Genomic DNA, 11,679 nt, shown 5'->3' with positions numbered 1-11,679 from the left:
ACACTGTATCGCGCACAGACGCTGTATTGTCCAGTCCGATGTCGAACGAACTCGTGTGGGACCGCCCAGAGCCGCCCAGCAAGCCGTCGCCGACCCCGTTGAGCAGGGACTCGATCGTGGCCGCCGCGATCGGGCTCGCCGACGAGGGCGGGCTCGACGAGGTGTCGTTGCGCAAGGTCGCCGCGGCGCTCGGCGCCGGGCCCATGCGCCTCTACGGCTACATCGAGACGAAAGACGAGCTGCTCGACCTCATGGTCGACGCGGTCTACGGCGAGATCGCGCTGCCGGAGCCGGGCGCCGGGTGGCGCGCGGGCCTGACGGAGATCGCCCACGGCATGCGCGCGGCGGCGCGGCGGCACCCGTGGTTCGTCGACCTGCTCGGCGGCCGCCCCCACCGCGGCCCGAACTCGCTCGCGCACATCGAGGCGACCCTGACGACCCTCGCCGGCCTGCCGGAGTTCCCCGCCGTCGACGACGTGCTCGGCGCGGTCGGCGCGGTGATGGCGTTCGTGCACGGCGCCGTCCGCAACGAGATCACCGAGGCCCGCGAGGAGCGGTCCAGCGGCCTGACCGAGGAGCAGTGGCAGGCGGCGTCCGGCCCGTACATGCAGCGGATGCTGGACACCGGGAAGTTCCCGATGCTCGCCAGGGTCATGTACGAAGCCGAGCAGACGAAGGCGTCAGCGCGGTTCGACACCGGTCTGGGCTACGTGCTCGACGGCATCGCCACCAGGCACGACCTCTAGCTGGCGCACCCCTGGGTCGACGCCCGGCGGGTCAGCGACGGCGCCTTCTGCACCATCGACTGCACCTGCTGGGACGTGAGCACGAAGCCGGTCTCCGGGTCGTCGACCGCGGCACCGAAGACCACGCCCATGACGCGGCCGTTCGGGTCGACCAGCGGGCCGCCGGAGTTGCCGGAGCGGACCTCGGCACGCACCGTGTAGACGTCGCGCGTCACGGTCTGGGCGTCGTAGATGTCCGGGCCGCGCAGCAGCGGGATCCGCTCGCGGACGCGGGCCGGCGAGGCCTTGTACGGGCCGTCGAGCGGGTAGCCGAGCACGATGCCGTCCTCGCCCGGCTGCACCTCGTCGGAGCGGAACTGCAGCGGCGTGGCCTCCAGGTCCGGCACCGCGAGCACGGCGATGTCCGTGCGCGGGTCGTAGGAGACGACGGTGGCGTCGAACTGGCCGCGGCCGACCTCGACCGTCACCTCGTTGGTGCCGGCGACGACGTGGGCGTTGGTCATGACGCGTTCCGGCGCGATGACGAACCCGGTGCCCTCCAGGGCGCGCGAGCACGACGGCGCCCGGCCGCGGACCTTGAGCACGCTCGCCTTCAGCCGGTTCGCCACGGGCGAGTTCGCGAGCTGGCCGTCCGGCGGCTCGACCTCCTTGAGCGGCGTCCGGTTGAACGGGTCCATCGCCTGCGGGAAGCCCGAGACGTCGAAGAGCTTCTGCAGGTCGCCCGACAGCACGCGGGCGGCCTGCGGCATGGTCTGGTCGACCTTGCCGAGGATGACCGACTGCTTGAGCGACGACGTGAGGTCCGGCAGGCCGACGACCGAGGTGAGCGGCAGCGCGATCATCCACGCCACCACGAACACGACCAGGCCCTGCACGATCGCGCCCAGGGCGTTGTCCGCGCCGCGCAACGGCGACGCGTTGACGCGCGCCTTGATCGTCCGGCCGATGTAGACGCCGATCGTCTCGCCCAGCGCCACGAGCAGCACCACGATGCCGACCGCGAACACGACCTTGGTGACGACGTTCTCGAACTGGGACACCAGCAGCGGAGCGATCTGCGTGCCGAGGATGAGGCCGACGAGCACACCGACGAAGGCGGGCAGCGCGACGACCATGCCCTGCCTGGCCCCGGACACCGCGGCTATCGCGGCCAGGCCCAGCACGAGCAGGTCAACCCAGTTCAACCCAACCTCCGCCTCACTGTGTAGCGCGCAACGCTAGTTCAAGATCGCGCACATCGGTCGCATCCCACGGCTGTTCCCAGCCGCCGAGTGCGATCAGGCCGTTGATCAACCCCGCGGTGAAGCCCCACACCAGCATGCCCGGCGCGGAGAACGCCGCGCTGACGTAACCCGCGGGATGGCGCACGCGGAACCTGTTGGCGGGGTCCGCGAGGTGTGCCACGGGCACGCGCGCGACGGCGGCGGTCTCCGCCGGGTCGACGGGTGCGACGGGGCTCGGCTGTTCCCAGTAGGCGAGCACGGGCGTGACCACGAACCCGGACACCGGCACGTACAGCTCCGGCAGCAGGGCGAGCGGTCTCACTCCTGTCCCAAGTACACCGGTCTCCTCGTAAGCCTCGCGTAATGCGGTGGCCACGGGCCCGTCGTCGTCCGGGTCGGACGCCCCGCCGGGGAACGCGACCTGGCCGGGGTGCGAGCCGAGCGTGTCCGACCGGCGCAGCAGCAGCACGTCCGGCCCGTGCTCCTCCGACTCGCCGAAGAGCATCAGCACGGCCGCGGCCCGGTAGGAGCGCGTCGGCGTGCGGGGGTCGCGCATGAACGTCTTCGCGTCGATCTGCTCGGTGGCCTTGGCCAGGCGCTGCATCCAGTCGGGTGGCTGGACGGCCTCCGTCTCGGCTGCCTCCGTCATCGAACCGCCTTCTCCACCTGCTCGGGCGCCGTGAACAACGGCGGGTCCGTGATCTGCCGGACCTGACCGTCCGCTGTCACGTAATACGTGGCGGGGAGCGTGTTCGGCGCCTTGACCCGCTTGCGCAGTTCGTCGGCCCCGTCGTGGACCGAGGGCAGCCGCACGCCGAGCCGCGCGAGCAGCTCCAGGCCGTCCGCCTCCGTGCTCTCCACGAGAACTGGGACGACCGGGACGGCACCGGGTTGCTTCGCGTAGGCGTCCAGGACGGGCAGCTCCTTCTGGCACGGCTGGCACCAGGTCGCCCAGAAGTTGATCAGGACCGGCCCTCGGAGCGCGAGGGCCGTCCGGGTGCCGTCGCCGAGGCACGTGACGCCGACACCGCCCTCACCAGCCGGTTCGCAGGCCCGGAGCTGGGCCTGCGAGCGCAGCGCGGCCACGTCCTGCGTCTGCCGGGTGGGCGCGGGTGGTGGCGGGCCCTCGTCACGGGGCCACAGCGCCACGACACCCGCCACGCCGAGGACGAGCACGACGACGAGCCAGCGCGTGCGGTTGTTCACCCCACCAGTTTCTCACCGGCCCGCACCCGGTCGGCGAGCTCGAGCAGGTGCGGCTTCTCGTCGCCCTTCACGAGCTTGGCCGCCTTGTCCGGGTCCTCGGGCCCCAGGCCGTAGGACGGGCAGTCCTTCATCAGCAGGCAGGCCCCGCACGCGGGCGTCTTGGCGTGGCAGACGCGGCGGCCGTGGAAGATGATCCAGTGCGAGGCCATCGTCCAGTCGCGCTTCTCGATCAGCTCGCCGATCGCGTGCTCGACCTTGACGGCGTCCTCGAGGTCGGTCCAGCCCCAGCGGCGGACGAGCCGGCCGAAGTGGGTGTCCACTGTGATGCCGGGCACATCGAACGCGTTGCCGAGAACCACGTTGGCGGTCTTGCGTCCTACACCGGGGAGCTTGACCAGCTCCTCGAGAGTGCCGGGGACCACGCCGTCGTACTGCTCCACGAGAGCAGCGCCGAGGCCCAGCAGGGAGGTCGCCTTGTTCCGGTAGAAGCCGGTGGGGCGGATCATCTCCTCGAGCTCGGTCCTGTCGGCGCCGGCGTAGTCGGCGGCCGTGGGGTACTTGGCGAAGAGAGCGGGAGTGACCTCGTTGACCTTCTTGTCGGTGCACTGCGCGGAGAGGACGACCGCCACGACGAGCTCCAGCGGCGTGGTGAAGTCCAGCTCGCAGTGCGCGTCGGGGTATCCCTCGGCCAGCACGCGCACCATCCGGCGGGCCCTGCGGGTCAGGCCTAGCTTGGTTTCCGGCTTCTTGGTTGCGGGCACTGATCCAGCGTAGTCAACACGCCGGAACCGACCCCTAGATCCGTACTCGAATCCCTCATGCGCCACACTGCGGAGCATCATGACTGCCTGGCTTGTGATCGTCGTTCCGATCGTGATCATGTTCTTCGCGCTCTTCATGGAGCGCGTGGAAGCGAAGCTCCGGCACGTTGCCGTGCAGGAGAACGAGGTCGAGGAGTTCCTGGAGTCCGCCAGGCCCGAAGAGGTCAAGGCGCTCTACGGACACGGCATCGGTCGCGCACTCGACATGTTCCGCCTCCGTCGCCGAGGCCGCGGCACCCCGCGCAAGCGCGTCAGGTGACCGGCCCGCGCTGACACACACCCGAATGGCGTAGACTGGTTCGTTGGGCTCTGGATCGAATCAGTCTCGTTGTTCCCTTTGAGACGGCGAGCCGGGAGGCGATCCACAAGAGAGCCCTTAGACTGCAACGCAGTGATCGGCGGCACGGCGCTGACTCCACCAAAGATGGTGGTAGGCGTGCCGTCGCGTCGATTAGGAGGGACGAGGTGGACGAGACCCTGGCGCGAGCGGGCATCTTCCAAGGGGTTGACCCGGCGGCAGCGGAGGCGCTGGCGCAGACCCTGGAGACGGTGGAGTTCCCGCGTGGCCACGTGATCTTCGCGGAGGGTGAGCCGGGCGACCGCCTGTACATCATCCAGTCCGGCAAGGTGAAGATCGGCCGCAAGTCGCCGGACGGCCGCGAGAACCTGTTGGGGATCTTCGGGCCCTCCGACATGTTCGGCGAACTGTCCATTTTCGATCCCGGCCCCCGCACGTCCACCGCGACGACGGTGACCGAGGTGCGCGCGGTGTCCATGGACCGCCCCGCGCTGCGCCAGTGGATCACCAACCGGCCGGAGATCGCCGAGCAGCTGCTCCGCGCGTTGGCCCGCAGGCTGCGCCGGACGAACTCGATGCTGGCCGACCTGATCTTCACGGACGTGCCCGGCCGCGTCGCCAAGGCGTTGCTGCAGCTCGCGCAGCGCTTCGGCTCGCAGGAGGCCGGTCTGCTCCGCGTCACGCACGACCTGACGCAGGAGGAGATCGCGCAATTCGTCGGCGCGTCCCGCGAGACCGTGAACAAGGCGCTCGCCGACTTCGCGCACCGCGGCTGGCTGCGGCTCGAGGGCAAGAGCGTGCTGATCCTGGACCCGGAGCGCCTCGCGCGCCGCGCCCGCTAGAAGCACCACCGGTGGCCGTCGGCCGCCGAACACAAAGGACCGGGCGCCACCCCCGACGTGGCGCACCGGTCCTTTGCGTTGCACGGCCCATCCCCCGACGAACCGTGCTTCCCAGCCCTCTGGCGTGCAGGCCCCGACCCTCGAGCCAGAGGTTGGACTTCAGCCGGCCGAGCCCGAGATGTCTCGGTCGACGAGTCAACTTTCGCACGTCGCAACCCCGACCACTCAAGCCCTTTCACCCTCAAGGACCCCAGGTGTGGCCGATTCGTTGCATGTTTCACCCGGTCATCCCATTCTCGTGACCCGATCGTCACCATCGTGACACCGCGCACCCGATCTGGTACATGCGTACCACGTTTGGCATACTGGTACACATGTCCCACTCTGCCCGCCTGTCCGACTACCGCGCTGCCCTGACGACCCCCGGCATGCGCGGCCCCGTGGTCGCGTCGCTGCTCGCCCGCCTGCCCATCGCGATGGTCGGGCTCTCGCTGCTGCTCTACGTCGAGCGCGCGACGGGGTCGTTCGCGGTCGCCGGCATGGTCTCGGCGGCGGCACTGGTGGGCGTCGCGCTCGGCTCCGTCGTCCAGGGCAGGCTGATGGACCGCTTCGGTCCCACCCGCCCGCTGATCGTCACGACGGCGCTGTTCTCCTTCTTCGTCACCGTCTCGGTGCTCGCCGTCGAGGCGGGCTTCCCGGTGTTCGTGCTGGTCCCGCTGGCTCTCGGCGTCGGCGCGGCGGAACCGATGGTGGGCTCGGCGTCGCGCGCGCTGTGGGAGCGCATGGTGCCGACCGGCCCGACCCGGATGGCGGCCTACGCCTACGAGGCCATCAGCATGGAGGTCTTCTTCATCCTCGGCCCCGGCCTCGCGGGCCTGCTGCTGGCGGCGCCGTGGGCCGGCACCGGCGTCGTGGTCGGCGCGGTGCTGATGGTCGTGGGCGCGCTGTGGTTCGCCCTGAACCCGGTGGTCCGCGCCTGGGGCGCCGCCGAGGTCACGCACCGCCCGCTGCTGGGCGCGTTCGCCTACCCCGGCATGCGCACGGTGGCGCTGGCCGCGCTCGGCTTCGGCGTGACGATCGGCTTCGTCGAGGTGGCCGTGCCGGCGTTCGCGAAGGCCGCGGGCCAGGCCTCGATGGGCGGCCTGATGCTGTCGCTGTGGTCGATCAGCTCGGTGATCTTCGGCGTGCTCTACGGCATGCGCCCGTGGCCGCGCCCCATGCACCTGCGCCTGCCGGTCCTGCTGGGCGGCTTCGCCCTGCTCGCGTTCCTGCTGGCCGTCCCCGCCACGCTGGTCGGCCTCGCCGTGGCGCTGTTCCTGGTGGGCACGCTGATCACGCCGCAGTCGACCGCGCACTCCGCGGCGATCGAGCAGGTCACGCCCAACGGCATGGCCGCGGAGGCGTTCGGCTGGGTGATCACCTCGGTGACCGTCGGCCTCGCCATCGGGCAGGGCCTCTCGGGCCAGCTGATCGAGCACTTCGGGACGCGGCCCGCGTTCATCGCGTCCGGGGTGGCGGGTCTGCTGATCGCGCTGGCGGTGTGGCTGCTGCGCGGAACCGTGCGGCGCGGGGTGCCGGCGGAGGTGCCGGCGAAGTCGGAGCTGGACCTGGCGGCTCGCTGAGCCGGCGGTGGTGTGCCGGTGGTGCCGTGCCGGCGCGGCTGGTGTCAGGGCGCCTGGCGCCAGCGGCGTCGGAGCGATCCGGTTCGCTGTTGTCGGCGCGCTTGCGGACCCGCTGGTGGCAGCTGGTGTCAGCACGATGCGGCACCACCCCTCGGGCGACCCGGTCCGCTGCGGCCGGCGCGCCTGCAGGATCGCGAGGCAGCCAAGTTCGCGGCAGCCGGGGCCTCTCGACCAGAGGCCAGCTCAACCGGCACCCGCTGACAGCGGCCGGTGCCAGCTCGACCTGACACCAGCCCTCGACCCATCCCAGCCCACCGGTCGCACCCCCGCTCCCCCCGCGGTGAGACGACCAAAGCCCGGCCGAAAGCCTGGCCGGCTCAGGAGTTCTAAGCCACCGAGCGCATCGGCACCACGAGGTAGGTGAGTTCCACCCCGTCCTCGCCCGGCGTCGACGTCAGCACCGTCGAGCGGAGGCCGTCCTGGATCTTCAGCTCGATCCGGCGGCCTGCGAAGGCCTTCAGGGCGTCGGCCAGGTAGCGGGCCTGGAAGGTCTTGGTCAGGTGGTCGCCCTCGACGTCCGCCTTCACGAACTCCTCGGACTCGCCCTGCTGCGGGTCGCTGCCCTTCACGCGGATCTCCGCGTCCTCGACCTGGATGGTGACGGCCTGGTGCGGGCCGCCGTAGGGCGTGGCTCTGCGGACGGCGCGCGCGAGCGAGTCCGCGTCCACCAGCACGGTGCTGTCGATGACTGCCTCCAGGAGTCGGCGCGCCCGGTCGTCCGGGAACGGAGCGGCCAAGAGTGCGGTGGAGATCGAGTTGCCGCCCCAGGCGAGGGCGATGCGGTCGGCGTCCGCGTGGAGCGCCACCCGGCCGGTGGCCTGGCGTGCGGCTTCCACGAAGGGCTTCGCAGGTACCAACAGGTCCAGCTCGCCCGCTTGTTCCCACGGGGATGTGGCGTACGCCATGCGGTAGCGGTCGGTCGCGATCACGTGCAGCTTCTCGGCGTCGGACTGGATGCGGACGCCGGTGAAGATCGGCAGCGCGTCGTCCTTCGAGGCGGCGCCGGCCACCGCGGCGACCGCGCGGAGGTTCGCCGCGTCGACGTGGCCACGCAGGGGCGGCAGCCCGGGAACGCCGGGGTGGTCGGCGAGCGAGAGCAGCGGCAGCGCGAACCTCGACGTCGGGGTGCGGACGGCCAGGCGCTGGCCCTCCACCTTGAGCCTCACCATCGGGTCGTCCAGCGCCTGGAGGGTGGCGGCCAGCGGCTTGGCGGGCACGAGCACCTCCCCTTCGGTGTGGACGACCGCGTTGACGGACAGGCGCACGCCGTGCTCCTGGTCGCTGCCCGCGATCTCGACGTCCTGCCCTGCTGTCAGGCGGAGCCCGGCGAGCACCGGGTCGAGCACACGGGTCGGCAGCAGTCGCGCCACCTCTGCGGCGGCACCGGCGAGCTCTGCTGTCGTGGCGGTGAGGTCCATGGTTCTGGACGTTAGCGGGGACCCCTGACAATTCCGGGTGCCCTGAGCGACTGGAGAACGCTAGCGGTCTTCACCACGCCGCGGAAGCGCGCTGTCTCATTCGGTGGCGGTGTCATCCCCCTGCGCGCAGGTGCTCCAGCTGGGCCCGCACGGACCACTCCGCGGCCGGCCACAGCACGCGGTCGACGTCGGCGTACACGACCTCGACGACCTGGCGCGGCGAAGGCGACCCGCCGAGGGAGGCGACGGCGGCACGGACCTGTTCCAGCCGCTGGGTGCGGTGCGCGAGGTACCTGCGCGCGGCCTCGCCCGCGTCCGCGAGCTCCGGGCCGTGACCGGGCAGCACGGCGGTGTCGGGAGGCAGCTCGGCCAGGAGCCGCAACGACTCGAAGTACTCGCCGAGCTTGCCGTCCGGGTGCGCCACGATCGTCGTGCCGCGGCCCAGCACCGTGTCGCCGGTCAGCACCGCCTCGCCGTCGAGCACGAAGCACAGCGAGTCGCTGGTGTGGCCGGGCGTGCCCAGCACGCGCAGTTCCAGGCCCGAGCTCGTGACCACGTCGCCGTCCGCCAAGCCCTCGGAGCCGAACGTCAGCGTCGGGTCCAGCGCGCGCACGGGCGCACCCACCAGCTCACCGAACGAGCGCGCGCCCTCGGAGTGGTCGGGATGGCCGTGCGTCAGCAGGATCTCCGAGACCGGCCCGACCGACGCGATCCGCTCCAGGTGCGCCGGGTCCAGCGGCCCGGGGTCGACCACGACGTACGACGACGCGTCCGGGGCCTTCAGCAGCCACGTGTTCGTGCCGTCGAGCGTCATCGGCGACGGGTTGTCCGCCAGCAGCACGGCGGCGTGCGGCGTGACCTGGCGCAGCTGCCCGTACAACGGGTGCGCGGCGCGGGCGCCGATCAGCGGCGACCCGCTCACGGCAGCACCACCCGGATCACGTCGCCGTCGCGGATCAGCTTGGGGATGATCTTCTCGACGCTGCGCTCCTGCGCCATCACCTTCTCGACGCTGCCGAGCGCGCCCACCTCGTCGAGCGTGCGCCAGGTCGGCGGCATGAGCATGCGACGACCCTCCGCCACGTCCCGCACGGCCGAGGCGGGCGTCTGCCACGACGCCTCCGACGCCTCGGTCGTCTCGCCGTCCGCACGTTGCCCGGACGGCAGCGCGGCGACGAAGAAGCGCGTGTCGTACCGGCGCGGTTCCTCGAGCGGGGTCACCCAGTTCGCCCACGGCCGCAACAGGTCCGCGCGCAGCACGAGCCCCTCGGACGCCAGGAACTGCGCCAGCGAGAGCTCCCGGTCCACCAGCTTCTGCCGCGCGCCCGCGTACGCCGAGGTGTCCGCGACGACCGACGCCGGGTCCGGCCCGGCGAGCAGCACGCCCGACTCCTCGAACGTCTCCCGCACCGCCGCGCACACGAACGCCCGCGCCGTCAGCGGGTCGACTCCGAACACCGACCCCCACCACTGCGGCGACGGCCCGGTCCACGCGACGGACGTGTCCGCGTCGCGCGGATCGACGCCACCGCCGGGGAACACGGTCATGCCGCCCGCGAACGCCATGCCCTTCACCCGGCGCAGCAGGAACGCCTCCACGCCTTCGGCCCCGTCCCGCAGCAGCACGACGGTGACGGCGTCGCGGGGTTCGACGGGCTGGGCGGCCGGCCTGGTGGGGACCAGGTTTCCCGGCAAGGTCATGTCGTCGGGCATCCTGCGAGCGTACGACCGCGCTGACTCGAGGATGGTGTGATGGCGACGAACGTCTCCGGCTGCCTGGTGAAGATCCTGCTGTTCCTGCTCGGAGCGGTGATGGGCACAGGCCTGACCGCGGTGGCGGGCGTGGTGATGTTCGTGCCGGACCGCACGACCGTGATCAGCGTCGACCCGACGTCCACGTCTCCCGGCGTGTACGTGAAGAAGGTCGAGCAGCTGGTCGGCGGCACCCACTACGAGATCTGGCTCGGCTCCGCGCCGGACCACGGCCACGTGGTGACCGTTCCCACCGGCTGGGAGCACGACCCCGAACGCGAGACGACCGGCGATGGCCTCCGCCTGAAGTTCGACAACGGCGGTGAGATCTTCGTGCCCAAGGCCAGCTACTCCTGAGGCAGGATGGGCGAGTGGACGAACAGTTGCGCGTAGGACTCGTCGGCGCGGGCCCGTGGGCGGAGATGGTCCACGCCCCCGGCATCGCGAACCACCCCGGCACCGCGCTGACCGGTGTGTGGGCCCGGCGGCCGGAGGCGGCGCAGGAGCTCGCGCACGCCCACGGCGCCGAACCGTTCGCGGACTACGCGGCGATGTTGTCCACTGTGGACGCCGTCGCGTTCTGCGTGCCGCCGGGCGTGCAGGGCCCGATGGCGATCGAGGCGGCGCGGGCGGGCAAGCACCTGGTGCTGGAGAAGCCGGTCGCCGAGACGGTCGAGGTGGCGCAGGAGCTCGTCGACGCCGTCGAGGCCGCGGGCGTGGCGTCGCTGGTCGTGCTGACCCGCCGCTACGCCCCGGAGACCAAGGAGATGCTGGCCCAGCTGCACCGCACGGGCGGCTGGACCGGCGCCGACAGCCGCTGGATCTCCGGCGCGCTGCTCGACGGCCCGTTCTCGAACTCGCCGTGGCGGCACGACAAGGGCGCGCTCGACGACGTCGGACCGCACGCGTTCGACCTGCTCGACGCGGCGCTGGGCGAGATCACCGACGTGCTCGCCGCGAACGTGACGGACACGGGGCTGTGGCAGCTGATCCTGCAGCACGAGGGCGGCGCCACGAGCACGGCGTCGCTGTGCCTGTCGTTGCCGTTGCAGCCGCCGTTCGCGGACTTCACGGTCTTCGGCACGCACGGCGCGCGCACGCTGACGAACCGGGACACCCCGGCCCTGGAGTGCTTCACGAACCTGCTCGACGACTTCGTGGCCATGGTGCACAGCGGCACCACGACCCACGAGTGCGACGTGCGGCGCGGACTGCACCTGCAGCGGATCATCGACCTGGCCCGGCGCAGGGCCGGGGCCTGATCGACGAACCGGCTACGGCGTCTGGTGCCCGTTGTTCGAGGCGCCGAACGCCGGCCGCGACGAGCGGTCGAGCTGCCAGCGGCCGCTGTCGGCCGTCTTCGACCCGATCTGCTCGCGCTGCGCCAGCTCCTCGTGGAGCTGTTGCAGCAGGGCGCGTTCCCGTTCGCTGAGGTTCGCGTCCACCGAGGACGGTTCGGCGGGCGCCTCGGCCAGCGCGGCCTGCAGCGCGGCCAGCTCGTCGCCGCGGATCTCGGTGGTCACCTCGGCCCGGTTGATCGGGGTCGGTTCGGGGAGGGGGAAGACCTCCGCCTCCGCTTCCGGCTCCGGTTCGGGGACGGCGACGGGTTCCGCGGCCGCCTTCGGGATGCGCTTCACGGGCTTGGGCGGAAAGGGCTGCGACCCCTCCAGCGCGGTTGTTCTGCTGCGACG

General features: G+C 71.6%; 13 protein-coding genes and 1 pseudogene. 6 read left to right on the top strand and 8 right to left on the bottom strand.

Features of this window, described 5'->3' with window-relative positions; genetic code table 11:
* Positions 1–38: 38 nt before the first annotated feature.
* Positions 39–746, top strand: coding sequence for a TetR/AcrR family transcriptional regulator (locus tag ACFWGZ_RS07580; protein ID WP_382450652.1), 708 nt, complete (start codon positions 39–41; stop codon positions 744–746).
* Here the strand turns inward: ACFWGZ_RS07580 and ACFWGZ_RS07575 are convergent.
* The 4 genes from ACFWGZ_RS07575 to nth are packed head-to-tail and all read right to left on the bottom strand — an operon-like array spanning position 743 to position 3,879.
* Entirely contained in the window at positions 743–1,930 is a 1,188-nt protein-coding gene (locus tag ACFWGZ_RS07575) for a MarP family serine protease (RefSeq protein ID WP_382450651.1), read from the bottom strand. The two genes, ACFWGZ_RS07580 and ACFWGZ_RS07575, sit on opposite strands and share 4 nt — an antisense overlap.
* 13 nt (positions 1,931–1,943) lie before the next feature.
* Entirely contained in the window at positions 1,944–2,618 is a 675-nt protein-coding gene (locus tag ACFWGZ_RS07570) for an NUDIX hydrolase (protein WP_382450650.1), read from the bottom strand.
* Positions 2,615–3,175, bottom strand: a complete 561-nt coding sequence (locus tag ACFWGZ_RS07565) for a TlpA family protein disulfide reductase (RefSeq protein WP_382450649.1) — start codon at positions 3,173–3,175, stop codon at positions 2,615–2,617. The genes ACFWGZ_RS07570 and ACFWGZ_RS07565 overlap by 4 nt, the downstream gene beginning before the upstream one ends.
* The gene (nth, locus tag ACFWGZ_RS07560) at positions 3,172–3,879 is read right to left on the bottom strand and encodes an endonuclease III (RefSeq protein WP_382450693.1); all 708 of its coding nucleotides are present in this window, start codon (positions 3,877–3,879) and stop codon (positions 3,172–3,174) included. Before nth ends, ACFWGZ_RS07565 begins: the two co-directional genes overlap by 4 nt.
* A 136-nt stretch (positions 3,880–4,015) precedes the next feature.
* On the opposite strand from nth, the gene ACFWGZ_RS07555 reads away from it, so the two are divergent.
* The 3 genes from ACFWGZ_RS07555 (at position 4,016) to ACFWGZ_RS07545 (ending at position 6,758) form a co-directional block, all read left to right on the top strand.
* Positions 4,016–4,255, top strand: coding sequence for a hypothetical protein (locus ACFWGZ_RS07555; protein WP_382415549.1), 240 nt, complete (start codon positions 4,016–4,018; stop codon positions 4,253–4,255).
* Between the two features lie 206 nt (positions 4,256–4,461).
* On the top strand, positions 4,462–5,136 hold the full coding sequence (locus ACFWGZ_RS07550) for a Crp/Fnr family transcriptional regulator (RefSeq protein WP_030469453.1): 675 nt from the start codon (positions 4,462–4,464) through the stop codon (positions 5,134–5,136).
* Positions 5,137–5,510: 374 nt separating this feature from the next.
* Positions 5,511–6,758, top strand: coding sequence for an MFS transporter (locus ACFWGZ_RS07545; RefSeq protein ID WP_382450648.1), 1,248 nt, complete (start codon positions 5,511–5,513; stop codon positions 6,756–6,758).
* 386 nt (positions 6,759–7,144) lie between these two features.
* Here ACFWGZ_RS07545 and dnaN read toward each other — a convergent pair whose 3' ends face one another.
* The 3 genes from dnaN to ACFWGZ_RS07530 form a co-directional block, all read right to left on the bottom strand.
* Complete coding sequence (gene dnaN / locus ACFWGZ_RS07540) at positions 7,145–8,236, bottom strand: DNA polymerase III subunit beta (RefSeq protein ID WP_382450647.1); 1,092 nt, start codon at positions 8,234–8,236, stop codon at positions 7,145–7,147.
* Positions 8,237–8,348: 112 nt separating this feature from the next.
* Positions 8,349–9,158, bottom strand: a complete 810-nt coding sequence (locus ACFWGZ_RS07535; protein ID WP_382450646.1) for an MBL fold metallo-hydrolase — start codon at positions 9,156–9,158, stop codon at positions 8,349–8,351.
* On the bottom strand, positions 9,155–9,949 hold the full coding sequence (locus ACFWGZ_RS07530) for an NUDIX hydrolase (RefSeq protein ID WP_382450645.1): 795 nt from the start codon (positions 9,947–9,949) through the stop codon (positions 9,155–9,157). The genes ACFWGZ_RS07535 and ACFWGZ_RS07530 overlap by 4 nt, the downstream gene beginning before the upstream one ends.
* Positions 9,950–9,988: 39 nt before the next feature.
* Here ACFWGZ_RS07530 and ACFWGZ_RS07525 point away from each other — a divergent pair, with 39 nt between their 5' ends.
* Positions 9,989–10,345, top strand: a complete 357-nt coding sequence (locus ACFWGZ_RS07525; protein ID WP_382450644.1) for a hypothetical protein — start codon at positions 9,989–9,991, stop codon at positions 10,343–10,345.
* A gap of 14 nt (positions 10,346–10,359) precedes the next feature.
* Positions 10,360–11,250, top strand: a complete 891-nt coding sequence (locus ACFWGZ_RS07520; protein ID WP_382450643.1) for a Gfo/Idh/MocA family protein — start codon at positions 10,360–10,362, stop codon at positions 11,248–11,250.
* Positions 11,251–11,262: 12 nt separating this feature from the next.
* Here the strand turns inward: ACFWGZ_RS07520 and ACFWGZ_RS07515 are convergent.
* Positions 11,263–11,679: pseudogene (locus tag ACFWGZ_RS07515) on the bottom strand (hypothetical protein); the annotation flags it as partial.

The sequence above is a fragment of the Lentzea sp. NPDC060358 genome (assembly GCF_042725365.1).
GTDB lineage: Bacteria > Actinomycetota > Actinomycetes > Mycobacteriales > Pseudonocardiaceae > Lentzea.
The sequence above is the reverse complement of the archived record's forward strand: the minus strand, read 5'-3'. Positions and strand labels throughout refer to the sequence as shown.

Excerpts from the sequence above, each read along its gene's own strand:
- ACFWGZ_RS07570 (WP_382450650.1), bottom strand. The coding sequence starts at position 2,618 with ATGACGGAGGCAGCCGAGACGGAGGCCGTCCAGCCACCCGACTGGATG.
- ACFWGZ_RS07555 (WP_382415549.1), top strand. The coding sequence starts at position 4,016 with ATGACTGCCTGGCTTGTGATCGTCGTTCCGATCGTGATCATGTTCTTC.
- dnaN (WP_382450647.1), bottom strand. The coding sequence starts at position 8,236 with ATGGACCTCACCGCCACGACAGCAGAGCTCGCCGGTGCCGCCGCAGAG.
- nth (WP_382450693.1), bottom strand. The coding sequence starts at position 3,879 with ATGGTGCGCGTGCTGGCCGAGGGATACCCCGACGCGCACTGCGAGCTG.
- ACFWGZ_RS07530 (WP_382450645.1), bottom strand. The coding sequence starts at position 9,949 with ATGCCCGACGACATGACCTTGCCGGGAAACCTGGTCCCCACCAGGCCG.
- ACFWGZ_RS07580 (WP_382450652.1), top strand. The coding sequence starts at position 39 with ATGTCGAACGAACTCGTGTGGGACCGCCCAGAGCCGCCCAGCAAGCCG.
- ACFWGZ_RS07545 (WP_382450648.1), top strand. The coding sequence starts at position 5,511 with ATGTCCCACTCTGCCCGCCTGTCCGACTACCGCGCTGCCCTGACGACC.
- ACFWGZ_RS07525 (WP_382450644.1), top strand. The coding sequence starts at position 9,989 with ATGGCGACGAACGTCTCCGGCTGCCTGGTGAAGATCCTGCTGTTCCTG.